Source organism: Shewanella japonica (assembly GCF_002075795.1).
Classification (GTDB): domain Bacteria; phylum Pseudomonadota; class Gammaproteobacteria; order Enterobacterales; family Shewanellaceae; genus Shewanella; species Shewanella japonica.
This window is the reverse complement of the sequence record NZ_CP020472.1, coordinates 2,873,366-2,900,089: the sequence shown is the minus strand read 5'-3', so window position 1 is coordinate 2,900,089 and position 26,724 is coordinate 2,873,366. Positions and strand designations below refer to the sequence as shown.

General features: G+C 40.3%; 20 protein-coding genes. 12 read left to right on the top strand and 8 right to left on the bottom strand.

Going from position 1 to position 26,724, the window contains the following annotated elements; all coding sequences use genetic code 11:
- Positions 1-39: 39 nt before the first annotated feature.
- The 10 genes from sdhC to SJ2017_RS12335 all read left to right on the top strand — a co-directional run bounded on the left by sdhC (position 40) and on the right by SJ2017_RS12335 (position 11,426).
- Positions 40-435: a succinate dehydrogenase, cytochrome b556 subunit gene (sdhC, locus tag SJ2017_RS12380; protein ID WP_065107843.1), complete on the top strand. Its 396-nt coding sequence runs from the start codon at positions 40-42 to the stop codon at positions 433-435.
- Complete coding sequence (gene sdhD, locus SJ2017_RS12375) at positions 429-776, top strand: succinate dehydrogenase, hydrophobic membrane anchor protein (protein WP_055023360.1); 348 nt, start codon at positions 429-431, stop codon at positions 774-776. The genes sdhC and sdhD overlap by 7 nt, the downstream gene beginning before the upstream one ends.
- The gene (gene sdhA, locus SJ2017_RS12370) at positions 777-2,543 is read left to right on the top strand and encodes a succinate dehydrogenase flavoprotein subunit (RefSeq protein WP_055023359.1); all 1,767 of its coding nucleotides are present in this window, start codon (positions 777-779) and stop codon (positions 2,541-2,543) included. It abuts the gene before it with no gap.
- An 11-nt stretch (positions 2,544-2,554) separates the two neighbouring features.
- Entirely contained in the window at positions 2,555-3,262 is a 708-nt protein-coding gene (locus SJ2017_RS12365) for a succinate dehydrogenase iron-sulfur subunit (RefSeq protein WP_055023358.1), read from the top strand.
- Positions 3,263-3,472: 210 nt separating this feature from the next.
- Positions 3,473-6,295 (top strand): 2-oxoglutarate dehydrogenase E1 component, encoded by a 2,823-nt coding sequence (sucA, locus tag SJ2017_RS12360; protein WP_055023357.1) that lies wholly within the window; start codon positions 3,473-3,475, stop codon positions 6,293-6,295.
- Positions 6,296-6,322: 27 nt separating this feature from the next.
- Positions 6,323-7,510 carry a 2-oxoglutarate dehydrogenase complex dihydrolipoyllysine-residue succinyltransferase gene (gene odhB / locus SJ2017_RS12355; protein ID WP_080915961.1) on the top strand — a complete coding sequence of 396 codons (1,188 nt, stop codon included), beginning with the start codon at positions 6,323-6,325 and terminating at the stop codon, positions 7,508-7,510.
- Positions 7,511-7,588: 78 nt separating this feature from the next.
- Positions 7,589-8,755 carry an ADP-forming succinate--CoA ligase subunit beta gene (sucC, locus tag SJ2017_RS12350; protein ID WP_080915960.1) on the top strand — a complete coding sequence of 389 codons (1,167 nt, stop codon included), beginning with the start codon at positions 7,589-7,591 and terminating at the stop codon, positions 8,753-8,755.
- Positions 8,755-9,627, top strand: coding sequence for a succinate--CoA ligase subunit alpha (gene sucD / locus SJ2017_RS12345; RefSeq protein WP_055023354.1), 873 nt, complete (start codon positions 8,755-8,757; stop codon positions 9,625-9,627). The genes sucC and sucD overlap by 1 nt, the downstream gene beginning before the upstream one ends.
- A gap of 219 nt (positions 9,628-9,846) precedes the next feature.
- Positions 9,847-10,347, top strand: a complete 501-nt coding sequence (locus SJ2017_RS12340; RefSeq protein WP_080915959.1) for a GNAT family N-acetyltransferase — start codon at positions 9,847-9,849, stop codon at positions 10,345-10,347.
- Between the two features lie 158 nt (positions 10,348-10,505).
- The gene (locus SJ2017_RS12335; protein ID WP_080915958.1) at positions 10,506-11,426 is read left to right on the top strand and encodes a hypothetical protein; all 921 of its coding nucleotides are present in this window, start codon (positions 10,506-10,508) and stop codon (positions 11,424-11,426) included.
- An 81-nt stretch (positions 11,427-11,507) separates the two neighbouring features.
- Here SJ2017_RS12335 and fur read toward each other — a convergent pair whose 3' ends face one another.
- On the bottom strand, positions 11,508-11,939 hold the full coding sequence (gene fur / locus SJ2017_RS12330) for a ferric iron uptake transcriptional regulator (RefSeq protein ID WP_055023351.1): 432 nt from the start codon (positions 11,937-11,939) through the stop codon (positions 11,508-11,510).
- Between the two features lie 324 nt (positions 11,940-12,263).
- Here fur and cobB point away from each other — a divergent pair, with 324 nt between their 5' ends.
- Entirely contained in the window at positions 12,264-13,022 is a 759-nt protein-coding gene (gene cobB / locus SJ2017_RS12325; RefSeq protein ID WP_055023350.1) for a Sir2 family NAD+-dependent deacetylase, read from the top strand.
- Positions 13,023-13,058: 36 nt separating this feature from the next.
- A complete protein-coding gene (locus SJ2017_RS12320; protein WP_055023349.1) occupies positions 13,059-13,517 on the top strand; it encodes an AAA family ATPase in 459 nt (152 codons plus the stop codon).
- 92 nt (positions 13,518-13,609) lie between these two features.
- On the opposite strand, the gene SJ2017_RS12315 is transcribed toward SJ2017_RS12320, so the two are convergent.
- The 7 genes from SJ2017_RS12315 to ggt all read right to left on the bottom strand — a co-directional run bounded on the left by SJ2017_RS12315 (position 13,610) and on the right by ggt (position 26,691).
- Positions 13,610-15,679: a bifunctional 2',3'-cyclic-nucleotide 2'-phosphodiesterase/3'-nucleotidase gene (locus SJ2017_RS12315; RefSeq protein ID WP_080915957.1), complete on the bottom strand. Its 2,070-nt coding sequence runs from the start codon at positions 15,677-15,679 to the stop codon at positions 13,610-13,612.
- Between the two features lie 526 nt (positions 15,680-16,205).
- A complete protein-coding gene (locus tag SJ2017_RS12310) occupies positions 16,206-18,272 on the bottom strand; it encodes a bifunctional 2',3'-cyclic-nucleotide 2'-phosphodiesterase/3'-nucleotidase (RefSeq protein WP_080915956.1) in 2,067 nt (688 codons plus the stop codon).
- 291 nt (positions 18,273-18,563) lie between these two features.
- Entirely contained in the window at positions 18,564-20,744 is a 2,181-nt protein-coding gene (locus SJ2017_RS12305) for a M3 family metallopeptidase (RefSeq protein ID WP_080915955.1), read from the bottom strand.
- 263 nt (positions 20,745-21,007) lie between these two features.
- The gene (locus SJ2017_RS12300; protein WP_080915954.1) at positions 21,008-21,403 is read right to left on the bottom strand and encodes a type 2 periplasmic-binding domain-containing protein; all 396 of its coding nucleotides are present in this window, start codon (positions 21,401-21,403) and stop codon (positions 21,008-21,010) included.
- A gap of 11 nt (positions 21,404-21,414) precedes the next feature.
- Positions 21,415-22,617 (bottom strand): hypothetical protein, encoded by a 1,203-nt coding sequence (locus SJ2017_RS12295; RefSeq protein WP_065107852.1) that lies wholly within the window; start codon positions 22,615-22,617, stop codon positions 21,415-21,417.
- Positions 22,618-22,685: 68 nt separating this feature from the next.
- Positions 22,686-24,302, bottom strand: coding sequence for a methyl-accepting chemotaxis protein (locus SJ2017_RS12290; protein WP_080915953.1), 1,617 nt, complete (start codon positions 24,300-24,302; stop codon positions 22,686-22,688).
- A 634-nt stretch (positions 24,303-24,936) separates the two neighbouring features.
- Positions 24,937-26,691 carry a gamma-glutamyltransferase gene (gene ggt / locus SJ2017_RS12285; RefSeq protein ID WP_080915952.1) on the bottom strand — a complete coding sequence of 585 codons (1,755 nt, stop codon included), beginning with the start codon at positions 26,689-26,691 and terminating at the stop codon, positions 24,937-24,939.
- Positions 26,692-26,724 lie beyond the last annotated feature (33 nt).

Sequence of the window (26,724 nt, the reverse complement as noted above, 5' to 3'; positions counted from 1 at the left end):
ATAGAAGCAAAGCAAGATGAATAATAAAAATAATGCTCAATGGAGCTGAGTGAGCAGAACGTGAAAAAGCAAAGACCTGTCCATATAGACCTACAGACCATTCGCTTTCCTGCAACAGCGATTGCGTCAATTCTTCACCGTATTTCCGGTGTTATCATGCTGTTTGCTGTCGGTATTCTTATTTGGATGCTAAATGAATCTTTAGCATCTCCTGAGAGTTTCGCTGGCCTACAATCTCTTTTTGATAACTTGCTCGTTAAGTTTGTTATCTGGGGAATTCTTACTGCGTTGGGTTACCACTTAATCGTTGGCTTACGTCATCTGATTATGGATACCGGTCGTTGGGAAGAGTTAGCCTCAGGCTTAGCTTCAGCAAAAATCGCCTTTGTACTTTCAGCGGCGTTTTCAATCATTGTGGGGATTTGGGTATGGTAACTAATGCAGCAAGCCTTGGACGCAGTGGTGTTCATGACTTTATTTTAATTCGTGCTAGTGCCGTAATTTTAACCTGTTATACCATTTTTATGGTGGGTTTTATTGCGTGTAGCGCCCCATTAACTTACGAAATCTGGCATGGGTTATTTAGCACTTTGCCGATGAAAGTATTCACTCTGCTAGCGTTAGTCGCTGTGCTTATTCATTCTTGGATTGGTATTTGGCAAGTGCTAACTGATTACGTTAAAAATGTATCAGTACGTGGATTACTTCAGTTCGTATTTGTCGTAGCGGCTTTTTGTTATCTAGCTGCAGGCATCATTATAGTGTGGGGTGTTTAAGTGGCTATTCCAGTTCGCGAATTTGACGCAGTAGTGATCGGCGCTGGTGGCGCTGGCATGCGAGCGGCTTTACAAATTTCTAAAGAAGGTAAGAGCTGTGCGCTTTTATCTAAAGTATTCCCAACGCGTTCTCATACGGTTTCTGCGCAAGGTGGTATCACTGTTGCGTTAGGTAACGCCCATGAAGATCACTGGGAACAGCACATGTACGATACCGTGAAAGGTTCTGATTTTATCGGCGACCAAGAAGCGATTGAGTTTATGTGTAAGACAGGTCCAGAGGCGGTTATCGAACTTGAGCAAATGGGTCTTCCATTCTCACGTTTCGAAAACGGCACTATTTACCAGCGTCCATTTGGTGGCCAATCAAAGAACTTTGGTGGCGAACAAGCGGCACGTACTGCAGCAGCAGCTGACCGTACAGGTCATGCTTTGCTTCATTGCTTATACCAACAAAACGTTAAACACAAAACTGAAGTGTTTTCTGAATGGTATGCATTAGATTTAGTTAAAAACGATGACGGCGCAATTGTGGGTTGTACTGCAATTGAAATCGAAACTGGCGAAATTGTTTACTTTAAGTCGAAGGCAACAATTTTAGCAACAGGTGGTGCAGGGCGTATTTACGCTTCTACTACCAATGCTCACATTAACACTGGTGACGGTGTTGGTATGGCAATGCGTGCTGGTGTTCAGATGCAAGACATGGAAATGTGGCAATTCCACCCAACGGGTATTGCTGGCGCAGGTGTGCTTGTAACTGAAGGTTGTCGTGGTGAAGGTGGTTATCTTTTAAATAAAGATGGCGAACGCTTCATGGAGCGTTACGCTCCTAACGCAAAAGATTTGGCTTCTCGTGACGTCGTTGCTCGTTCAATGATGACTGAGATCCGTGAAGGTCGTGGATTAGATGGTCCATTAGGCCCGCACTGTTTACTTAAACTTGATCACTTAGGTAAAGAAACATTAGAAGCGCGTCTTCCTGGTGTTTGTGAACTTTCTCGTACGTTTGCGCATATTGATCCAGCAGATGGCCCAATCCCTGTATTGCCAACATGTCACTACATGATGGGTGGTCTACCCGCTAAAGTTAGTGGCCAAGTTGTTCGCCAAAACGAAGATGGTTCAGAGCAAGATATCGTAGGCTTATTTGCAGTTGGTGAGATTGCTTGTGTATCAGTACATGGTGCAAACCGCTTAGGTGGTAACTCACTGCTTGATTTAGTGGTATTTGGTCGTGCTGCAGGTCAGCATTTAGGTAAAGCGTTAGATGAGACTGCTGATCCTAAAGCACCTTCAGAAGAGCAAATTGCTGCTTCACTTGATCGTCTTAATCGCTGGGAAAGCAATAAAGAAGGTGAAGATCCTGCAGTAATCCGTAAAGACTTACAGTTATGTATGCAGCTTAACTTCTCTGTATTTAGAAGTGGCGATGCAATGGCTGAAGGCCTTAAAGAGCTTAAGAAGATCCGTGAACGTTTAGCTAACGCCAAGTTATCTGATAATTCTTCAGAATTTAATACTCAACGTATTGAGTGTTTAGAGTTAGATAACTTAATGGCTACAGCTATTGCAACTGCTTATGCTGCTAACTTCCGTACAGAAAGCCGTGGTGCGCATTCTCGTGAAGATTTCTTAGACCGTGATGACGATAATTGGTTATGTCACAGTGTCTTTGATCCTGTCACTGAACAAATGACTAAGCGTGAAGTCAACATGGAGCCTAAGCTTCGTGATGCATTCCCGCCTATCAAGCGTACTTACTAGGAGAAGCCACGATGAAATTGGAATTTGCAGTTTATCGCTACAATCCTGATGTAGATACTAAGCCTTATATGAAAGATTACAGCTTAGAAGTGGAAGAAGGTACCGATATGATGGTACTGGATGCACTGATGAAGCTGAAAGAGTCAGACCCTGAGTTATCATTTAGACGCTCATGCCGTGAAGGCGTTTGTGGTAGTGATGGCGTGAACATGAATGGTAAAAATGGTCTAGCGTGTATTACGCCTGTTTCTACTTTTAAGGGTAAGAAAATTGAAATCCGTCCTTTACCAGGCATGCCTGTAGTGCGTGATTTAATTGTTGACCTGACTCAGTTCTACACTCAGTACGAAAAAATTAAGCCGTTTCTTATCAATGATGAGAAAACCCCGGCTCGTGAACATTTACAATCACCTGAAGAGCGCGCTCATTTAGATGGTTTGTACGAATGTATCATGTGTGCTTGTTGTTCTACTGCTTGTCCATCGTTCTGGTGGAATCCGGATAAATTTATCGGTCCAAGTGGTTTATTGCATGCTTACCGCTTCTTGATTGATAGTCGTGATACGGCAACTGAAGAACGTCTAGCTGGTTTAGATGATGCTTACAGTGTGTTCCGTTGTCATGGCATCATGAACTGTGTTGATGTTTGTCCTAAAGGATTAAACCCAACTAAAGCAATTGGCCATATTAAGTCAATGCTATTGAAGCGAGCAGTATAAATGCACAGTTTAGAGCTAGGTTTACAGTTTAATTAGCTCTCATTGAGAGTCATCTTCATCTTTGGAGATGACTCTATTGTGTGTATTAGGAAGTCCTTTGTATTTAACTGATTAAAATTATATAGTTAGATACGATTCGATTGCGGTGCAATAGGTATCGTAATTATGATTATGTCGAAGCACGTGTATCAAGTTTTGTAAGGAAAAGTAATGCACCAAGGCATCATGAAAGCTTGGCTCGAATCGTCACATTTAAGTGGCTCTAATTCGACCTACGTAGAAGAGATGTATGAAGCCTATCAAGAAGATCCAAGTTCAGTTTCTGAAGACTGGCAAGTTGTTTTTGATAATCTCCCTGCGGTAAATGGTACTTCTCAAGATATACCTGAAACTGCACACTCTAAAGTACGTGATTATTTCCGCAGTTTAGCATTAGAAGGTCGAGCCAAAGGCGCCAGCCGTGTAACCGATCCTGAATTAGATGCTAAACAAGTTAAAGTTCTCCAGTTAATCAATGCTCACCGTTTTCGTGGTCACCAAAATGCCAATCTCGATCCATTAGGGTTATGGCAGCGTGAGTCAGTATCTGAATTAGACCCAGCGTTTCATGGTCTAGATGCTGAAGATATGCAACGTGAATTCAATACAGGTTCGTTTGCATACGGTAGCGACACATTGAAATTAGCCGACATCGTTAAAGCACTTAAGAGCACTTACTGTGGCTCAATTGGTGCTGAGTACATGCATATTACTGATACGGATGAAAAGCGTTGGATTCAACAACGTCTTGAACCATCTTTAGGTAAAGCTAATTACGACATCAGCACCAAAAAACGTATCTTAGAAGGCCTAAATGCTGCTGAAGGTATGGAAAAATACCTTGGCGCAAAATTTCCAGGCGCAAAACGTTTTTCTCTTGAAGGTGGCGATGCATTAGTACCAATGATGCGCGAAATTTTATACCGCGCAGGTGAAGCTGGAACGAAAGAAATCGTAGTTGGTATGGCTCACCGTGGTCGTTTAAACGTACTTGTTAATGTACTGGGTAAACGTCCTGCAGAACTATTTGATGAATTCGCTGGTAAACACGATGAAGTTCAAGGCTCTGGTGACGTTAAGTATCACCAAGGTTTCTCATCAGATTTTGAAACACCAGGTGGTAATGTTCATTTAGCCTTAGCGTTTAACCCATCTCACCTTGAGATTGTTAATCCTGTTGTTATTGGCTCTGTTCGTGCTCGTCAAGACAGACGTGGTTGTAAAGATGGCTTACAAGTTATGCCAATTACTATCCATGGTGATTCAGCAATAACAGGCCAAGGTATTGTTCAAGAGACATTCAACATGTCTCAAGCTCGTGGCTTTAAGGTTGGCGGTTCGATTCGTATTGTTATTAACAACCAAGTTGGCTTTACCACTTCTAACCATGAAGATGTGCGTTCTACAGAGTACTGTACTGACATCGCTAAAATGGTGCAGGCACCCATTTTCCACGTTAATGCTGACGATCCAGAGGCTGTTGCCTTTATTTCTCAGTTAGCAGTGGATTACCGTAATGAATTTAAACGTGACGTCGTCATTGATTTAGTTTGTTACCGTCGACATGGTCACAACGAAGCTGATGAACCAAGTGCAACGCAGCCGTTGATGTATGCAAAAATCAAAAAACATCCTACGCCACGTAAGATATATGCCGATCGATTAATCGAAGAAAGCAGCATCTCTGCTGATGATGTTACTGGTTTAGTTAATACTTACCGTGACTCATTAGATGCCGGTGATTGTGTTGTTAAAGAATGGCGACCAATGACGTTACATACTGTTGACTGGACGCCATACCTTAACCGTGAGTGGGACGAAAGCTACCAAGCGTCAATGGAACTTGAGCGTTTAAATAATTTAGCGCAAAAGATCGTTGATATCCCTGAAAGCCACAAATTACAGTCTCGTGTCGCTAAGATTTACAAAGACCGCGTATCTATGGCCGATGGTGAAAAACCAGTTGATTGGGGTTTTGCTGAAACCTTGGCTTATGCGTCAATCTTGGAAGATAAAAAACGTGTTCGTATTACAGGTCAAGATTCTGGCCGTGGTACTTTCTTCCATCGTCATGCGGTCCTTCATAATCAAAATGACGGTACCACTTATTTGCCATTACGTAATGTGGCTGATGAGCAAGGTGAAATTGATATTACTGACTCAGTATTATCAGAAGCATCAGTACTGGCATTTGAATACGGTTACGCAACAGCTGAGCCAGGTGGTCTGACTATTTGGGAAGCCCAGTTTGGTGACTTTGTTAACTGTGCCCAAGTGGTCATCGATCAGTTCTTATCATCTGGTGAGCAAAAGTGGGGCCGTTTATGTGGTCTAACTATGTTGCTACCTCATGGTTATGAAGGGCAAGGTCCTGAGCATTCATCGGCACGTCTAGAACGTTTCTTACAACTTTGTGCAAACCATAATATGCAAGTGTGTGTTCCTTCTACGCCTGCACAGGTTTATCACATGTTGCGTCGTCAAGTTGTACGTCCTATGCGTCGTCCACTTGTTGTTATGTCGCCTAAATCATTATTGCGTCACCCATTAGCTGTTTCAACTTTAGATGAATTAGCTAACGGAAGTTTCCAAAGTGTCATTGGTGAACTTGATGCATTAGATGCAAGCAAAGTAGAACGCGTTGTCTTCTGTAGCGGTAAAGTGTATTTCGAGTTACTCGACAAGCGTCGTAAGCAAGAAATTACCAATATTGCTATTTTACGTGTGGAACAACTGTACCCGTTCCCACAAGAAGAAATGCAAGCAGCACTTGCTGATTATCAGCATGTTAAAGATTTTGTATGGTGTCAGGAAGAACCTCAGAACCAAGGTGCTTGGTATTGTAGCCAACATCATTTCTGGGCAGCGATTCCAGCTGGAGCTCAATTAACTTATGCGGGCCGTGAAGCATCTGCTGCACCAGCTTGTGGTTATCCAGCGCTTCATGCTCGCCAGCAAGAAGAATTAATCAATAGCGCATTAAAACTGTCGTAATAAAATTTATAAAAAGGAAAGCTTTCCATGAGTATCGAAATTAAGGTACCCGTTTTGCCAGAATCAGTTGCTGATGCAACTATCGCGACATGGCATGTGCAGCCTGGAGAACAGGTTTCTCGTGACCAAAATCTAGTTGATATTGAAACTGATAAAGTCGTACTTGAAGTTGTTGCGCCAGAAGATGGTTCTATTAGCGAATTATTATTCCAAGAGGGCGATACTGTCCTTGGCGAACAAGTTATTGCTAACTTTGTTGCTGGTGCAGTTTCTGGTCAAGAAGTGACTAAAGCTGAAGCGGAAGCAGCATCTCCTGCTGTTGAATCTGATGAATCAAACGATGTACTAAGCCCGTCAGTGCGCCGTCTAATTGCTGAGCACAATGTTGATGCTAGCCAATTGAAAGGTTCTGGTGTTGGCGGACGTATTACTAAAGAAGACGTTGAAGCATTTGTTAAGTCTGCTCCAGCAGCGAAACCTGCAGCTGCATCAGCACCTGTTGCGCCGCTTGAAGGTCGCAGTCAAAAACGTGTACCTATGACACGTTTACGTAAAACAATTGCTAACCGTCTGCTTGAAGCGAAAAATTCAACGGCAATGCTAACAACGTTTAACGAAGTTAACATGCAGCCAATTATGGACATTCGTAAGCAATATCAAGAAATCTTTGAAAAGCGCCACGGAATCCGTTTAGGTTTTATGTCTTTCTATGTGAAGGCTGTAACTGAAGCGCTGAAACGTTTCCCAGAAGTCAATGCTTCTATCGATGGTGACGAAATTGTTTACCACAACTACTTTGATGTGAGCATTGCAGTATCAACTCCACGTGGTTTGGTTACACCAGTATTACGTGACACTGACACTATGAGCCTTGCTGAAATCGAAAAGAATGTTCGCGAATTAGCGCTTAAAGGCCGTGACGGTAAATTATCTGTTGATGATATGACTGGCGGTAACTTTACAGTGACTAATGGCGGTGTTTTCGGTTCACTAATGTCAACACCTATTCTAAACCTTCCACAAAGTGCAATCTTAGGCATGCATGCTATTAAAGATCGCCCAATGGCAGTGAACGGTGAGGTTGTTATTCAACCTATGATGTACCTAGCACTATCTTACGACCATCGTATTGTTGATGGACGTGAGTCAGTTGGATTCTTGGTTGCTATTAAAGACTTCCTTGAAGACCCAACTCGTCTATTGCTTGACCTTTAAGAGTCAACTAGACAATACCCTCGTAGCTGGCTCATAAGGGCTAGTAGGATTTTTTAAGAAGTATATGGATAGATCATCATGAATTTGCATGAGTATCAGGCAAAATCCTTATTTGCCGAATATGGTTTACCAGTTTCTGAAGGCTTCGCTTGCGATACAGCCCAAGAAGCGGTAGAAGCTGCTGGTCACATTGGCGGTGATATGTGGGTTGTTAAGTGTCAAGTACACGCTGGCGGCCGTGGTAAAGCAGGTGGCGTTAAAGTTACCGGCGATAAAGAAGAAATCAGAGCATTTGCTGAAAACTGGTTAGGTAAGAACTTAGTCACTTACCAAACTGACGAAAAAGGTCAGCCGGTTGCTAAAATCTTAGTAGAAAGCTGTACTGATATCGCAAACGAATTATACCTTGGTGCTGTAGTTGACCGTGCAACACGTCGTGTTGTTTTCATGGCATCAACTGAAGGTGGTGTTGAGATTGAAACTGTTGCTGAAGAAACGCCTGAGTTAATTCACAAAGCAATCATCGATCCACTAGCGGGCCCACAACCTTACCAAGCACGTGATCTTGGCTTCAAGTTAGGTTTAAACCCAACTCAAATGAAGCAGTTCACTAAAGTGTTCATGGGCTTAGCTAAAATGTTCGAAGACCATGATTTCGCTTTACTTGAAATCAACCCACTTGTTATCACTGACGAAGGCAACATTCACTGTCTTGATGGCAAAATTGGTATCGATGGTAATGCATTGTTCCGTCAACCTAAAATCCGTGAAATGCACGATCCATCACAAGATGATGCTCGTGAAGCACACGCAGCTAAGTTTGAACTTAACTACGTTGCACTAGATGGTAATGTTGGTTGTATGGTTAACGGTGCAGGCCTAGCAATGGGTACTATGGACATCGTAAACTTACATGGCGGCAAGCCAGCTAACTTCTTAGGCGTGGGCGGTGGGGCAACCAAAGGACGTGTTGCTGAAGCATTTAAAATCATTCTTTCTGATTCAAATGTTAAAGCCGTTCTAGTGAACATCTTTGGTGGTATCGTTCGTTGTGACATGATCGCAGAAGGTATTATCGGCGCTGTTAAAGAAGTGGGTGTTGAAGTACCAGTTGTTGTTCGTCTTGAAGGTACTAACGCTGAATTAGGTCGTGAAGTTTTAGCTAACTCAGATCTTGATATCATTGCAGCTACCAGTTTAACTGACGCAGCTGAGCAAGTTGTTAAAGCTGCGGAGGGCAAATAATGTCTGTATTAATTAACAAAGATACTAAAGTTATCTGTCAAGGTTTCACTGGCGGTCAAGGTACTTTCCATTCTGAGCAAGCAATTGCTTACGGTACTAAAATGGTTGGTGGTGTATCTCCTGGTAAAGGCGGTCAAGTTCATTTAGGTCTGCCAGTCTTTAACACTGTTAAAGATGCTGTAGCTGAAACAGGCGCGACTGCTACTGTAATCTATGTACCAGCTCCTTTCTGTAAAGATGCTATCTTTGAAGCAATTGACGGTGGCATCGAGCTAATCGTTTGTATCACAGAAGGTATCCCTACGTTAGATATGCTTCAAGTTAAAGTTAAGCTTGAAGAAACTGGCGTTCGCATGATCGGTCCTAACTGTCCAGGTGTTATCACTCCTGGTGAATGTAAGATTGGTATCATGCCTGGTCACATCCACAAGCCTGGTAAAGTCGGGATTGTTTCACGTTCTGGTACATTAACGTACGAAGCGGTTAAGCAAACTACTGACGAAGGTTTCGGCCAATCAACTTGTGTTGGTATTGGTGGTGACCCAATTCCTGGTACTAACTTCATCGACGTATTGGAAATGTTCCAAAACGATCCACAAACTGAAGCAATCGTAATGATTGGTGAAATTGGTGGTACTGCTGAAGAAGAAGCGGCTGAATACATCAAAGCTAACGTTACTAAACCTGTTGTTTCTTACATTGCTGGTGTGACTGCACCAGAAGGTAAGCGTATGGGTCATGCTGGCGCAATTATCGCTGGTGGTAAAGGTACTGCAGAAGATAAATTTGCTGCACTAGAAGCTGCTGGCGTAAGCACAGTTCGCTCTTTAGCTGATATCGGTAAAGCGTTACGTACTAAAACTGGCTGGTAAATACTAGCAAGTGATATAAAAGGCGCTTCGGCGCCTTTTTTGTTGGGCAACAAACGGTTGATGGTGAAATATTATTCATTTTATCATGTGGTTATTGATAAATCGTCAAATCTTGATAAGGTTATTTTACTAAAGTTAAACATGTAGTTAGCCCACAACAATTCAGAATAATAAAGGTTAAGGATAATCGTGTCTCATATAACGCCCGTGATCCCCGCTGTGATTGCAGAAACAGATCGTCTACTCATTCGTCCATTTAATCAGCACGATATAGAAGCTATTTTATTAATGAATAGTAACCCTGATGTGCTGACTTACATCCCACAATCGCCCTTAAAAAGCCTATTAGAGGCTGAACAAGTTTTCAAAGAAGTGATACAAGCAGACTATAACGATAAAGGTTTTGGACGCTGGGCGGTGTACCATAAAGAAGATAAAAAAGTGATTGGTTTTTGTGGGCCTAAATACATTCCCGAATACGATAAAGTGGAACTGGGTTATCGCTTTCTTCCAGAATATTGGGGGCAGGGAATAGGTACAGAAGCAGCAAAAGCGGTAATGGATACACTTAAGCCAATGTTTGATATTGATGAAGTTATTGCGCTCATCTTACATGGAAATGTAGGCTCTGAAAAAGTTGCAGTAAACAATGGCATGTCGTTGTATGAACAAAACATGTACAAAGGTCATAAGGTACAGGTATATCAAAGAATGTTATAAATTATTAACCTATCTGATTGCAATTTAATTTATACTTCGCTAGTTTAGATTCTTCTAAGTAAAGGTAGATATTGTTATTTCTATCTTTGCCTTAGAAGTATCCCCAAAAAACTCTAAGGAAAGAGTCGATCGCAACATTGCGATGTAGGAATAAAGATATGGATATTATCTTCTATGGCTCTTTCTTGTTATTTAAACAAGGAACAAATATGATTCAAAAAGGTTTATATTTAGCCATTCTCACCGCATTTTCTTCTTTATCTACACTAGTGATGGCAGATGATGATTACCAACATGACGGCACTGTGACATATTTTGATCAAACAGAATCAAGTTCAGACGGAACCTTTAAACTCGATTACCGCTATTATTTCTCGTCGATAAATGACAATAAAATCCCTTATTTGCTATCAGGCTATCTTGGTCAGGTGTCAAATATAGGCGGGTTTTACTCAGGAATTGGGAATGATTTTGACCAATACAATATTTCTGGTGAATATGTGTTTGATTCAAAATGGTTTATCAAAGCACAATATTCTAATTTTGAAGCTGACTCTAGTTTCGAAAATGATAATTATGGTGTAACGCTTGGGCACTATTTCAATCCATCTAGTTCTTTTTATATTGAGTATATTCGTAGTTCAGGGGGCTATGATATCAGTGAATCATCATCTTTTAGAAAGTCTGATACTGAGCAAGATAGTATTACTTTAGGTGCTGATACTTACGTTCAATTTGATTGGACTGAAGGTTTGTATTTAAGTGGTCGATATACTTACAGTGATTACACTGTAGATTCAGTGTTTAACGACCCTGACATTAGTGATAGTGGTGGTTCCTATAGCGATAGTAATTCTACCGCTTTAGTGGAAGCGGATTGGTATGTCACTAATTCTTGGTCTGTAGGTGCTTCATATTTTTATGATTTTGATGAAAGTGAGTATGACAGCTGGTTATTAAGCACCGATTATTATTTACCTATAACTGACACAATGGCAGCGGTGTTTACCGCAGCAAAAGAGCTGGATTCTGATATTGATGGTTTCTCTTATAGTATTGGAGTGAATGGTCGATTTTAGTCTAGTCATTTTAGCGATAAAAAAAGCCAGCTTAATGCTGGCTTTTTATTTGTTAAAGTCAATTAACTAAAACAATAAATGCTATTCGTCTGCGTGATCACAGGTATCATTTGTGCAGTGACCATATAGATATAAACTATGGTGCGTCAATTTGATATTGTGGCGCATAGCGATTTCGTCCTGACGACGCTCAATAACTTCATCAGAGAACTCAATAACTTTGTCACATGTTAAGCAAACAAGGTGATCATGATGCTTTTGAGTCGACATTTCAAAAACTGCCTTGCCGCTTTCAAAATGATGACGGTTTAAAATACCTGCATCGTCAAATTGGTTTAATACACGGTAGACAGTTGCTAAGCCAATTTCTTCACCAACATCGAGCAATTTTTTGTATAAATCTTCAGCACTGATATGTTGATTTTCAGGGGCTTGCATTAATTCTAGGATTTTAACTCGTGGCAGAGTAATTTTTAAACCTGCTTTTTTGAGTGCTTGATTTCCATCTGTCATTGCTAATCTCTTGATTGCAGAACCTAAAGGTTCATCCGTGGATAGTTAAGTTTATTATATGTGTTGAAATCAGAAACTGGAACCTTTGTTGAAGGTTAATCGACAATATAACTAGATTTTTCTGTGATCTACTCAATAAGCTGCTCATTTTAGTTAAAAAATACACAATAGTCTTACTTATACTAAGGGATTATTGTGAGTTTGCAGCATTTATATCACTATAGGGTTAGTATTTTACTCATGATTAGCAATATAAAATTTACAGTGATCTTTTGCTAAGCTAGTGATTGAGTTGCTTCATATTATAACAATAAGGAAATCAATATGTATCGGCAGATTGTAGTCTTAACTGGCGCAGGTATTTCAGCTGAGTCGGGGATAAAAACCTTCCGAGATCAAGATGGGTTGTGGGAACAACATCATATTGAAGATGTCGCCACACCGGAAGGCTATGCTCGAGATATTGATTTAGTGGAACGCTTTTATAATAGCCGTTGGGATAACCTTAACAGTGATGAAATTACGGTCAATCCAGCCCATGTTGCTTTAGCAAAACTTGAAGCGGAGTTTTCTGGCAAGCTACTTGTTATTACACAAAATGTGGATGATTTGCATGAGCGTGCTGGCTCTAAACGTTTATTACATATGCATGGAGAATTAAACAAAGGCCGTTGCCCTCAATCGCAGCAAACGTTCGTGTTACGCGAACCATTTAGTGAAGATAATTGCTGCACCTGTTGTATTCCAGCTAAACGTTTACGTCCTCACATCGTATGGTTTGGTGAAATGCCTTTTGGCATGGACAGAATCCATGATGCACTGGACAACTGTGATTTATTCATTGCAATAGGGACTTCTGGTACTGTGTATCCTGCAGCAGGTTTTGTCGATAGTGCTAATCATCATGGCGCACAAACCGTTGAGGTTAATCTGGCGAAGCCAGATCGACACAGTCAGTTTCAATATCATTTGACTGGAAAAGCAGGTGATATTGTGCCGCAATTAGTAGAAACTATTTTAGCAGGTGAGGTTGTGGGTAACCCATCATTCAATGAACAATTAGCCAATGCTTTATCGGCTTAAGTATTTATACGTATGTCACTTTCGAAATAAGAATTAATGAATCAAACCAATATAAAGTTAGCCATTATCATGCGAGGTTTACCTGGTAGTGGTAAGTCATACTGGGTGAATGAATTTTTAACAAAGCAGGGTATTGATACCGCATTACATGTTAAACAATATGGATATTTTTCAACGGATAAATACTTTGAGCAAGAAGGTCAGTATCTATTTAATCCTAAGTTTTTAAGCCAATATCATCAGGCTAATTTAACGGCATTTATCAATGCGTTGGCAAGCAATGAACCATTAGTTATATGTGATAATACCAATGTGGCAAAATGGGAATATATGGCTTACGAGGCTGCTGCTAAAGCCCTAGGATATCAAGTTCGTGTTGTAGTTATCGGTGATCCTAAAGATAGTCAGCATCAAGCTTTGTGTGCTCAAAGAAATACACATAAAGTGCCACTGAACCATATCAAAACAATGGCGAGGTTGTTTGAACTTGATTAAGTTCTAATGAGAAAAAAGGCGCATTATGCGCCTTTTTAGTTAGCAGAAGTAATTAACTTTACAGAGAATTACGTTAATAAACTGATTCTTATCTAGTTAGATACAGGCGTTTGCAAATCAATATTGTAAATTGCAAACCCAAACTCATCAGTTAAGTCAGTTCGTTTTGTCATTGGGCGCACTTGATGGTCTTCGACAAACTTATCGGCGGTTGCACTGTCTTGCGTTTCAAAGCGAATATCAAGTGTAGTAGCTGAGTCGATAGTAACAAAGTCCCAATTATTATCCGCACTTGGGTCAACTTCGCCATGAGTCTCTGATTCTTCAGAAATATATTGAGCTAACGCCTCGCGGTTAGTATCTGGTAGCTCCATTACAACAAATTCAGCACCCGTACCTGCAAATTTACCACCAAATGCTCGGTAGTTATTCGAAGCAATAATAAATTCTTTACTTGCTAGTTCATCCCCTGTAAATGTCGTGCCATCAGCGTCTGTATAGCTTAAATCAACAATACGACTTGCATCAGCATTGACTACTGCGCAATCACCGTCAAATTTATTAGGCTGAGTCACATCTATCTTATAGTTAACGCCGTCGATAACATCATAGTTATATGTTCTATGAGTATCCCAATTAATTAAGTTTTGAGCTGCAGTTGAAGTAGGATCAATTTGATTAAATTGATTCGCACTGCACTCAAGCCAATCTTTAACTTCAGCGCCTGTTACTTTAACTGCGACCATGGTATTTGGATAAAGATAAAGATCTGCAGCATTCTTATAAGTTAAATCCCCAGCTGGGACTTGCACATAACTGTCAGCATCTGAAGTTGTACTGTGACGTCCACCGGCTTTAAATGGCGCAGATGCTGATAAAACTGGAATGCCTTTTAGAGCATCAACCTTTGAGGCCGCTTCAGCTACAGCGTCAATTTGGGCATTTGATACGATTTGAACGGTTGGATCATCTTGAACAAGCGAGAGGAAGCTGTACATGTCGGTAGATGATTTACCGATTGGCGCATTCACATAATCAAGGGTGGCGTTATGTTCAATTTCAACCATAGCGTGTATATCTGCATCAGGCTCAACAGCGAATTCTTCTGTGGTATCAGTCGCTTTTATAAAAATTGGCCGAGCATCAGATTGGCTGTTGACTACAGTCCAAGCACCATCTTCTTGGGTTAGCGTTAAATCGACTACACCTAAATTATCTCCCCAGCGGCCAGGCATGACCGCTGCAACTCCATTAATGGTACCTTTGTCTAAATCAACATTTTCAACGTCAGCAAACTGAGAGCTTGGAAATACAGAGTGACTGTGGCCAAACATGATGGCATCAATACCCTCAACAGTGGTTAATGCCCACGTTGCATTTTCTGCATTCATGTCACTTGGGTTTTCTGATGAGCCAATACCTGAATGTGGAATCGCGATAATAACGTCTGCTCCAGCGGCCTTCATTTGAGGTACGTAACGCTCTGCTGATTCAACGATGCCGCGTGCAATGACTTTGCCGTCAAGGTTTTGTTTGTCCCAAATTTTGATTTGTGGCGGAACGAATCCAATGTAACCAATTTGAATCGTATGTTCGTCACCATTTTTATCAACGACAAGTTGATCTTTAATGATGAAGGGTTCAAACAATGGTTCACCTGCTTTAACGTCTCTGAAGTAATCATCAACTTCACAATAGACGTTGGCACTGATATAAGGAAAGTTTGATTCTGCTGTGGCCTGATCTAAAAAATCTAAACCGTAGTTAAATTCATGATTACCAATGTTACCCACTTCATAATTTAAAGTATTCATTGCTTTATAAGCTGGGTGAGTATCGGCTAATTGGTTAGTCGATTTAAATTCATGAGCAATATAATCGCCCATAGGGCTGCCTTGAAGTAAATCACCATTATCGACTAACACACTATTACTGACTTCAGCACGTGCTTCATGAATTAGTGCTGCAGTGCGGGCTAAACCAATAGTTTTATCGGTTTGACCACTATAGTAATTATAATCCATGATATTAGCATGGATATCGCTGGTTTCCATGATACGCAAATCAACTTCAATGGTTTTAACATCGTCATCTGATGAGCTACAACCAGTAATACCTAATGCACCCGCAATAACAACTGCTAAAAGCTTTTTGTTCAACATAATAGTCTCTCTTTTAAACGCTTTTTTCTGACCCCGGAGCTTATTATTTTTTGTGCTCCATATTGTTGTGAGCAATTTACAGAGATGAAATGTAAATTAATCAATAAAGATTGTATTCAAAATAAATTACTGTGTTGTGATCTGGAAACGATAATGTAAAGATAAGTTATTTAAGCTGCAGTTGCGTTAACGATTGAAGTTTGTGGTAGTTATTTAGCGTTTTTTCAGTGTTTTAAACTTGAGTGTTCACTTAATTACCTTGCTAATCGCAATTGGTGTTAAATAAGAGGGCGTGTTTGAGTGATGAAGTAATGGAAAAGGGTTGATGACAATGCTCCTGATGTATAGGAGCATGTCGTCAGCCTGTGGGTTTATCTTGGAAATTTTATTATCGCGCCTTGTTTAAATACTACTTAGGCACTCAAAAGTCGTTCGTATGAATATTGACCTTAAACCATTGACTAAGCAAATTTTTATAGTTTTTAGCCAACATGTCATCAAGTATTGTTGACATATTATTGACGCATTAATTTAAGTCGATACTTAAGTCGATACTATAAATCGCGAAACCAGAAACTATATTATCAGCTTCAAGTTTGGTCATAGGACGCTGTTGGTTCAGTTTAATAAATGCATCTGCTAACGGTGAGTCCTGCGTTTCAAAACGAATATCAAGCTTAGTGTTTGATTCAATTGTTTTGAATTGCCAGTTATTATTAGCGCTAGGATCCACTTCACCATTGAGCTCTGACAATTGTGTAATGTATTGAGTTAAGGCTTCTCTGTTAGTATCTGGTAATTCCATCGCGATATAATCAGCGCCAGTACCGGCAAATTTATTACCAAATGCTCGAAAGTTATTGGTCGCGATAAGAAAGCTCTTATTTGCAAACTCTTCGCCTTTAAAAATAGTGCCAGAATCATCTGTGTAACTTAACTCAACAATTCGATTTGCATCAGCATTGACCACAGCGCAATCACCGTCAAATTTATTAGGCTGAGTCACATCAATTTTGTAGTTAACGCCATCAATGACATCAAAGTTATATGTTCGATGAGTTCCCCAATTAATTAAACTTTGACTTGCTGCAGAATTTGGATCAATTTGATTGAACTGATTTGCACTACACTCTAACCAATCTTTAACTTGTTTACCTGTTACTTTTACCGCAACTAGGGTATTGGGATAAAGGTATAAGTCGGCAGCATTTTTGTATGACAATTCTCCCGCTGCCACTTGTACATAACTGTCAGCATCAGAACTTGTACGATGACGCCCGCCGGCTTTAAATGGCGCAGCTGCGGATAAAACAGGAAGGTGTTTTAATGTATCAATTTTTGCTGCGGCTTTAGTGACTGCATCTATCTGAGCGTTCGACACAATTTGTACGGTAGGATCGTCTTGCACTAAAGATAGGAAGCTATACATATCCGCAGATGATTTGCCTATTGGGGCATTAACATAGTCGAGTGTGGCTTGATGGTCTGAAGCAACCTTTGTATGGATCTCTTTGTCTGGATTGACAGAGAACCCTGCTACTTTATCGGTCTCTTTTATAAAAATAGGGCGAGCCTGTGACAAGCTGTTGGATACTCGCCATTTACCTTCCTCTTGGCGTAATGTTAAATCGATAATACCTAAATTATCTCCCCAACGGCCAGGCATCACAGCGGCGACACCATTAATCGTGCCTGTTTCAATATTGACTTTAGCGACATCAGAAAACTGTGCACTTGGGAAAACAGAGTGGCTGTGACCAAACATGATGGCATCAATGCCTGCAACCGTGGTTAATGCCCAAGTGGCGTTTTCAGCATTCATGTTAGCTGGGTTTTCAGATGAGCCAATGCCTGAGTGTGGAATCGCGATAATGACGTCTGCGCCTTGATCTTTCATTTTAGGTACGTAACGCTCTGCTGATTCGACAATGCCTTTAGCGATAACTTTGCCGTCTAAATTTTGTTTATCCCATACTTTAATTTGTGGTGGTACAAAACCTATGTAGCCTATTTTGATGGTGTGCTTAGCGCCCTGATTATCAATAACTTCTTGTTCTGTAATGATGTAAGGCTTAAATAAAGGTTCACCAGCTTTGACGTCTCTAAAGCAATTATCAATCTCACAATAAACATTGGCGCTTATGTATGGAAAGTTGGCTGCTGCTGTTGCTTGATCTAAAAAGTCTAAACCATAGTTAAACTCATGATTACCTATATTACCCACAGCATAGTCGAGAGTATTCATGGCTTTATAAGCTGGGTGAGTATCGATTAGTTGATTATTTGCTTGGAAAGTATGCGCAATATAATCCCCCATAGGGCTGCCTTGGAGTAAGTCACCGTTATCGACTAACACACTGTTTTTAACTTCAAGGCGTGCTTGTTTTATCAGGGAAGCGGTTCTTGCTAAGCCAATGGTGTTATCGACTCGGCTCGTATAATAATTGTAATCCATGATATTGGCATGAAGATCACTGGTTTCCATGATGCGCAATTCGACTTCTACAGCTGATTTAATTTCATCAGATGAGTAGCATCCACCCAGCGTTAGTGAACTGGCGATAACAATGGCTAAACAGGTTTTATTTAACATAGCTTTTCTCTTACTTGACCCCAGAGCATGCTTTAGTGCTCTTATTATGTTGATTAATCACATTTTTGTATTCTTTTTAATCGCTAGGAATTATATACAAAGTTAATTACAGAATGATAATTTAGCCAAAATAAAATTAACTATGTCGATTGAACGAACAAACCTCTATTTCATTAGGTTATCACTCTTATTTTTAAAGCATTTCAGGATTTAATGTTGCTGGCAGGGTTAAAAGGAAAATACTTAAGACAATAAAAAAGCGCCGAAGCGCCTTTTAAAGGTTGAGATAAATTACTTATCTTCTAATAAGCCACGGCTTCTTAACAATGGCTCAATACCCGCATCTTTACCACGGAATTGACGGTAAAGTTGCATAGGATCGGCGCTACCACCTTTAGACAGAATATTATCTCTGAAGGCTTGTGCCGTTGCTGGGTCGAAAATACCATTTTCTTTAAACGCTTCAAATGCATCTGCGCCTAAGATATCTGACCAAAGGTAACTGTAGTAACCCGCTGAGTAGCCGCCCGCGAAAATGTGCGAGAAATACGTACTACGGTAACGTGGAGCAATTTCTTTAATCAGCCCCATATTGGCTAATGATTCAGCTTCAAATTTTGCTGCATCACGTACAGTGTTATCAGTTAATGTGTGCCAATCTAAATCCAGTTTTGTTGCTGCCATATATTCAACTGTCGCAAAACCTTGGTTAAATTTACTTGCTGCTTGGATTTTTTTGACTAATTCTTGCGGGATAACTTCGCCTGTTTGATAGTGCTTAGCAAATTGCGCTAATACTTCAGGTTGGGTCATCCAGTTTTCCATGACTTGTGATGGGAATTCAACATAGTCACGTGGTACTGATGTACCAGCTTGTGAGCGATATTCTACGTCAGACAAAATCCCGTGTAGTGCATGGCCGAACTCGTGGAATAATGTGCTTGCTTCGTCAAACGTCAACAGTGCTGGCTCATCACCTGTTGGGCGAGGGTAGTTCAGTACGTTTACAATGATAGGCTTTGATTCAACGCCATTCATGTTGTATTGCTGGCGGTATGAGTTCATCCAAGCGCCACCACGTTTACTGTCACGTACGTAGTAATCACCCATAAATACAGCTAAGAATGAACCATCTTTATCATAGACTTCCCATGTTCTAACATCTGGGTGATATTTTGGTAAATCGGAACGTTCTTTCACTGTGATGCCGAATAGACGGTTGGCTGTATAAAATACGCCATCTAAGGTTGCTTCAAGTGAGAAATATGGACGCGTTTGTTGTTCGTTGAAACTGTATTTAGCTACACGGATTTGATCTGAGTAATACCACCAATCCCACGCTTCTAATTTGAAGTCGCCACCTTGTGAGTCAATTAGCTTTTGCATTTCGACAACTTCAGCATTTGCTTGAGCAAGCGCTGCAGGCCAAACTTTGTCTAATAATCCATATACATTTTCAGGTGTTTTAGCTGTGCGCTCTTCTAGTACAAAATCAGCGTGGGTTTTGTAACCCATTAATTCAGCTTTTTCTGCACGTAATGAAGCAATTTTCGCTAAGGTTTTTTTGTTGTCATTCGCGTTGTCGTTATTAGCGCGTTCGATATAACCTTTAAATATTGTTTCACGCAGCTCACGGTTTTCTGCATAGGTTAAAAATGGCGTGATAGAAGGGCGTTGCGTTGTGAAAACCCATTTACCATCATGGCCACGTTTAGTGGCTGTCGCAGCAGCACTATCAATAATATCTTGTGGTAAACCTGCTAAATCAGCCTTGTTATCAATAACTAGCTCAAAAGCATTGGTTTCAGCTAATAAGTTATCGCCAAACTCAAGATTAAGCTTACCAATTTGCTCGTTTAGTGAACGTAATGTGGCTTTGTCTTCAGCTGATAAGTTAGCACCGCCACGGGTAAAACGTTTGTAGGTGTCTTCAAGCAATTTAGCTTTAGCTGTATTGAGGTTTAAGCTGTCTTTTTGTAAATAAACGGCTTTAACACGCTTAAACAACTCATCATTTAATAAAATGTCATCGCTTGCTGCTGATAGCATTGGTGACACTTCTTTTGAAATTTCTTGAATCGCTGGGTTTGTATGCGCACCAGTAAGGTTATAGAAAACACTAGCAACTTTTGTTACTAATTCACCTGAGAACTCCATTGCTTCGATGGTATTTTCAAATGTTGGTTTTTCTGGATTCGCAACAATAGCGGCTATTTCAGCTTTTTGAGCGGCGATACCTGCCTTAAAGCCCGGTAAGTAATGTTCATCTTTTATTTTATCGAAATCAGGGATTTCCATAAAAGTACCGTATGGTTTAAAGAATGGGTTGTTAGCATTTTGCTCGATGATGTTGCTAGCCACGACATTTGGTGCTTGTGTCGTGTTGGTTTGTACATTGTCATTGGCACAAGCACTTAACATGACTGTGAGTGCCATAGCTGAAACAAGCGGTTTGAGGGTTAGTCCCTTCATAGTTATTTCCCTGTTTGCAAAAGAATGGTTAAAAATGAGCTTTTAATCGAATGGTCGGTTTAAGCTTCTGTTTATCATTATTACATTATGATTTGTGACTAGTTTATCAAGTTTTGGTCGCAATCTTGTTTTAGTTTGTAACAAAAAATAAAGGGACCTGATGTTTATCAGATCCCTCTAGCATTTCAATTGAAGGGGGGAGTATGAAATGCTTAAAACACAATCACTAAAACTTAATTTAAGACTATGGTGTTATGTCGTTTTTATGGCTTTAAAATCACTTTTACGCTGCCATCGACATCAGCTTCATCAATGTAGCCAATCGCATTAGGGTTTGAAGCTACTGCTGACTTCATCGCCGCGGCATCATTTACTGTTGCTGGTGGGTTTCCTTTACCAGTAAATACCTGCTTTGACCAGAATGCTTTCAGTTGTGAATCAGATTTGCCAGTGACAGCACCATGAAACTCTGAACGTGTTGCATTACCTTCAGCAAGTTCATAAACCACTGCAGATTTTGAGCCTTTACCTAAAAATAATTTTTTAGCATCTGATGCGCTAATATCTGCCGCACCAGGTGCACCAATGACGACAACTGCTGCTTGAGCTGAAATAACTGAACACACGCTAAGCGCTAAAATAGATAGGATTTTTTTCATTTTATCGCTCCTTAAAATACAACGTCGAACTGAACTGTGTACACTGTAGTGTCATCAAACTCTTGGGCTATGTTGGTATCAAAACCGCCAGAGGTGTCACCGAAGTCAGTGGCATGGGTTACGTCAAACTTAAGGGCTAAGTTATCCATTGCATCCCAACGAACACCTGCACTGTATGCTGTGCGCTCGCCGTTAAAAATTGCAGCGTGAACAGGATTAGTTCGAACGTCATTATCTTTAGTTTCGTAATAAGATGCAGTCACATAAGGTGTAAATGCATTGATACGGTAACCTAGAGTGACATAACCTGCGTCAGAATCTGGGTACTCTTCATCTGTTTCGATACGAGTCCATTCAGCAATGGCTAAGAAAGAGCCGTTGTCATAGCTTCCGCCTAGGCCTACGAATGTACCAGTAGCATCATTAATGTCTAGAATATCAACTGTAACGTCAATAGAAATTGGTAAACCTGTTGAAGGGTCTGTTCCACCGTCTACTGACATTTGTCGTGTGACTGTGCCATCAAGGGTTGCTTGACCGTAAACCGCCCGCAAAGTCCATGTTAAATCAGTCCAGTTAACATTGGCGCCGAAAATATTTCCGATATCAATACCTGAGTCTTCAGACTGACCACCAAAAGCTTGAATTGTTAATGTTGAGTCATCAAACTCAATATCATAACTTGCATCACCGCCGGTGTAAGATGTGAAAGGAACCGCATCATAAACTTCTGAAGGTGGACGTACGAATGGCTGTGCGTAACCCACGTCTAAGTAATCAGAGTACATAAATAAAGGTACACGAAGTTTACCAGCACGAGCCTGAAGGCCATTTTCAAAACGGTGTGAGATATAAGCCCACTCAGCTTCTACTTCCCAATCGTTGCTGCCTTTCATCATAAGCTGCATTACGGCTTGAGTTTGATCTGTAATGGCAAAGGTACCTTGAAGGCCAAACTTACTGCCGTCATCGAAGTTAGCAGAGGTAGTCGCACCTGCATAACCAGTGTTATTGTCAGAGCTGATATATGCACCAGTCATGAAGCCATTGAAGCTAAAACGTTCTGTTAAGCTTGCATTTTGGCTTGCTTGAAGTGATTGCACTTGTTGTTCAAGCTTGGCAATTTTCTCTTCACTTGTTTCTTCAGCTGCGACATAGGCAGGAAGCATTGCAACAGAAATAGCTAAAGGTAGCGCTTTCAAGTTGAATTTCATGGTGTAACTCCTGTTCATCTTTATCATTACTCAAGATAAATCTCGTTTATCTTAAAATATTATTATTGTTAGACTTTAAATTGACCTGTTATGTTTTGAAGCTGTTTACTAACACCTTCAATGTCATAACTGATCCCGCCCATTTCATCCGTGGTCATTTTTACTTTAGCGGCATTGGTTTCAATATCAGCGACATACTGCTGGATAAGCTCTGAAGTGTTATGTTGTTCTTCAGTGGCGGCAGCAATCTGTTCGTTAACGACGGTAATCGCACTCACTTTATTGGTGATACTGATTAATGCATCTCCGGCTAATGAAGTGGTTTTGACACCTTCTTCAGCGGTTTCAATTCCACGTTGCATTGCATCAACTGCTTGAGTTGAAGTAGAGCGAAGCTCTTGCAATACTTGTTGAATTTCTTGCGTTGACGCTTGTGTTCGAGAGGCAAGGGTTCTTACTTCATCGGCCACTACGGCAAAGCCTCTTCCTTGTTCACCTGCTCGAGCTGCTTCAATTGCAGCATTCAAGGCAAGTAAATTGGTTTGATCTGCAATACCACGAATGGTATCGAGAATATCGTTGACGTTACTGGTGAACGCCTCAAGTTGATTTACTACAACAGCAGTCGTTTGTACTTCTTCTGCTAATTTATTAATGGTAGTGATGGCTTGAGACACAACCTCTTGACCTTGTTTAGCTTCATCATTTGCGTTGTCAGCTTCAGATGCAGCATTAGCGGCATACTCAGCAATATGCGCAACACTGATGAACATTTCACGCATGGCATTAGAGATTTGTTCAACGGACTCATTTTGCTCGATAACGGTGTTTTCACTGTTTTTACAGCTTTCTAATAACGTATGAGATACTGCACTTAAACTGTCTGTAGTTTGTTTAGTGTCAGCAATTGAGACTTGTAATTTCGATACAAACTGGTTGAACCAATGTACGAGCGTCGCGATTTCATCTTTACCGTTATATTCAATCCGAGAACGAAGATCGCCTTCACCTTCTGATATATTCTGTAATGAGTGGGTGACGTCCTGAATGGTGACAATGATTGAGCGATTCACTAGTACGCCAACGACCACCAAAAATAGTGAAGCGATAATACCGATAATCAACATCAATGATGCCGCATTATCTGAACTTGCTAAGGTCGTGCTAATACTCGTTGTGAAAGCATCGGAGTAATCTTGCTGTTTTTTAGCAAAAACCGCTGTTAGGGATTCAAATCGCTTGGCATTTTCTGAAGCCTGGTTTGTGATCTTGTTAAAGTCGACATCATCTTTTAAAAATTCAGCAACTAAGGTTTTGGCATTGTCATGATAAGTGGCTAAATCGCGTTGCATATTATTGGCATCATTAGCTTCATGAGGTAATAAACCCTTAATAGTATTTAGATTACTATTAATTTGTTTAACCATATTTTCAGCAGTGATTAATGATTCTTCTTCACCGGTTGTTACTGCAGATTGAATATTTTGATTTAATTGCAATAACAAGCCATCGTTAATCGTGGCTAAATTTAATACTGGGTAAAGTTGTGATTGAAGTCCATTTAAACGTTCAGCATTTTGTTGCACGCTTTGATTGTTAATTACAAGTGAAATAACAAACGAAGAAATTGCAACGACTGTTAATAAAGCGATCCGGTGCTTTATTTTTAAGCTGTTTAACTTCATCAAGTTGAATCCTGCTGTTTTTTAATATTATTGAGTTATTTTTAGCGCATCATAATATGAATTTTATGCTAAAAAAATAGTCTATTTCAGTTAATTGATGTAACCATATGAGCATAAATAGTTATATCTATCAATATCAGTCAGTTAAGCTTGCCGCCTGTATGAAATAAATTTTATTTGATAAAAGTTTTAACATTTCAGGCATTAATTAAATTCTTTCTATTTTGTTTAGGCTGCCAGTATTTTGTCTTTGTCAAAATACTGGCGGATTAAATGTCGCTTACAACCTGCGTTGTTAATTAAACGCATCAGCAATTAGGTGTTTGTTAATTTTAATTAATAACCGTATAACAGGTCTGTTCCTGCAATAACAATATCGGCATAAAGATAAAAAACTTTAATTGAAATAAATTTGAAATAACAAAAATCGAATCTTGATGTTGCTGTTTTGTTATTTTTGCGGGTTGTAATGATAGTTATTCTTATTTAGAGAAGGGGATCCAAACAATAAAAATGAGCAAGGGAGTAGGTTTATTTTGGAAAGGGAGTGAGTGTTTATTTTATCTTGTTTAAATTTAAGCTGTATCTACTCATTGCTTTTCGATACAGCACATTGTTATTATTTACGTTATTACTAATAACCTAGGGTTTCAGAACCGGCACGTCTAGGATCTGATGCTCCATAAACGCCTTTTTCAGTCACCACTATTGATTGGGTACTGCCCATGGCACTGCTGGACTTGATCGTATGGCCTTTAGCTTCAAGCAGTGAAATTGTATCTTTATTTAAACTGCTTTCTACACCAATATAATCAGGAAGCCATTGATGATGGATTCTTGGCGCAGCAGTCGCTTCTGCGACATTAAGCTTATGATCAATCACGTTCATAATGAGTTGTAATGTCGTCGTGATGATTCTTGAGCCGCCAGGGCTACCTGTCACTAAGAACGGTTTGCCTTCTTTCATTACAATGGTTGGGCTCATTGAACTCAATGGTCGCTTGTTTCCTTGAACCGAATTAGCTTCGCCGCCAATTAAACCAAAGGCGTTTGGCGTACCTGGCTTTGCAGAAAAATCGTCCATTTCATTATTGAGTAAAATCCCAGTGCCGTCTGCAACTAGTCCAGAACCATAACTAAAGTTCAACGTGTAGGTATTCGACACTGCATTTCCCCATTTATCAACAACAGAGTAATGAGTGGTTTGGTTACTCTCATAGGGAGCTATATTACCTGGCTTTATCTCAGCACTTGGAGTGGCTTTGTTGTAAGCTATTTTTTTGACCAGTGAGTCAGCATATTTTTGATCCGTCAACGCCTTCAAAGGGACAGGGTTAAAATCAGGATCACCTAAATACTCACTTCTATCGGCATATGCATGTTTCATACTTTCAACCATTAAGTGCAATGTTTGAGCGGTATTGTGGCCTAATTCATTGATAGGGTAGTTCTCAAGCATGTTCAGCATTTGAATGATATGGATTCCGCCAGAGGAAGGAGGTGGCATGGAGACAATCTCGTAACCACGATATTCTCCGCGAATTGGCTTACGTTCAACAACTTGATAGTTTTTTAAATCTTCCAAGGTCATAATACCGTTGGCTTGCTTAATTGAGGCAACGATTTTTTCTGCAGTTTCACCTTCATAAAATCCTTTACTGCCGTGAGTTGCAATTAAAGACAGTGAATGTGCGAGATCGGTTTGTACTAAGGTATCGTTTACTGCAAAGCTGTCACCGTTCTTTTTATAGAAGATTTTGGCTGAACTGGGCCATTGATAAATTCGGCGTTTAAGTCCATCAAGGGAGTTAGCAAGATCTGGATTAACACTAATACCTTCTTTTGCCAACTTTATGGCTGGCGCAATCACCTCACTTAACTTCATGGTGCCATACTTTTCGAGCGCTAACTCAAAACCCATCACCGTTCCTGGGACACCGACAGCAAGACCATGTTCTCGGCTTAATTTAGGGTTTGGCTTACCTTTTTCATCTAGAAATATATCTTTGTGCGCTTTTGAAGGCGCGGTTTCTCGATAATCGATAGCAATTGTTTTATTCGTTTCAGCGAGGTGGACTAACATAAAGCCGCCTCCGCCAATATTGCCAGCACGAGGAAGGGTGACTGCAAGAGCAAAACCCACAGCAACTGCGGCATCTACAGCATTACCACCTTGTTTCAAAATATCTACGCCAATTCGTGTGGCTAATGACTCTTGGCTGGCGACCATGCCGTGCTCGGCCCAAATTGGTTGTGCTGTTGCAGCTCGACTGTAAATAGACTGTTCGTTGGCAGCTTGTACAGAACTTGCGGATAGTGAAGTAAAACCAAGTAGTAACGCAATAGAAGTAGAAACAACGATAGGCTTTATCTGAGAAAAAACGCTCATTTTCAGTCCTTTGTAAGTATAATCATATGTTGC

Coding starts and splice junctions, on each gene's coding strand:
- odhB (WP_080915961.1), top strand. CDS start 6,323: ATGAGTATCGAAATTAAGGTACCCGTTTTGCCAGAATCAGTTGCTGAT.
- SJ2017_RS12295 (WP_065107852.1), bottom strand. CDS start 22,617: ATGAAATTCAACTTGAAAGCGCTACCTTTAGCTATTTCTGTTGCAATG.
- sdhC (WP_065107843.1), top strand. CDS start 40: ATGGAGCTGAGTGAGCAGAACGTGAAAAAGCAAAGACCTGTCCATATA.
- SJ2017_RS12315 (WP_080915957.1), bottom strand. CDS start 15,679: ATGTTGAACAAAAAGCTTTTAGCAGTTGTTATTGCGGGTGCATTAGGT.
- SJ2017_RS12300 (WP_080915954.1), bottom strand. CDS start 21,403: ATGAAAAAAATCCTATCTATTTTAGCGCTTAGCGTGTGTTCAGTTATT.
- SJ2017_RS12335 (WP_080915958.1), top strand. CDS start 10,506: ATGGATATTATCTTCTATGGCTCTTTCTTGTTATTTAAACAAGGAACA.
- cobB (WP_055023350.1), top strand. CDS start 12,264: ATGTATCGGCAGATTGTAGTCTTAACTGGCGCAGGTATTTCAGCTGAG.
- sucA (WP_055023357.1), top strand. CDS start 3,473: ATGCACCAAGGCATCATGAAAGCTTGGCTCGAATCGTCACATTTAAGT.
- ggt (WP_080915952.1), bottom strand. CDS start 26,691: ATGAGCGTTTTTTCTCAGATAAAGCCTATCGTTGTTTCTACTTCTATT.
- sdhD (WP_055023360.1), top strand. CDS start 429: ATGGTAACTAATGCAGCAAGCCTTGGACGCAGTGGTGTTCATGACTTT.
- SJ2017_RS12320 (WP_055023349.1), top strand. CDS start 13,059: ATGAATCAAACCAATATAAAGTTAGCCATTATCATGCGAGGTTTACCT.
- sucC (WP_080915960.1), top strand. CDS start 7,589: ATGAATTTGCATGAGTATCAGGCAAAATCCTTATTTGCCGAATATGGT.
- sucD (WP_055023354.1), top strand. CDS start 8,755: ATGTCTGTATTAATTAACAAAGATACTAAAGTTATCTGTCAAGGTTTC.
- SJ2017_RS12290 (WP_080915953.1), bottom strand. CDS start 24,302: ATGAAGTTAAACAGCTTAAAAATAAAGCACCGGATCGCTTTATTAACA.
- SJ2017_RS12365 (WP_055023358.1), top strand. CDS start 2,555: ATGAAATTGGAATTTGCAGTTTATCGCTACAATCCTGATGTAGATACT.
- SJ2017_RS12310 (WP_080915956.1), bottom strand. CDS start 18,272: ATGTTAAATAAAACCTGTTTAGCCATTGTTATCGCCAGTTCACTAACG.
- SJ2017_RS12305 (WP_080915955.1), bottom strand. CDS start 20,744: ATGAAGGGACTAACCCTCAAACCGCTTGTTTCAGCTATGGCACTCACA.
- fur (WP_055023351.1), bottom strand. CDS start 11,939: ATGACAGATGGAAATCAAGCACTCAAAAAAGCAGGTTTAAAAATTACT.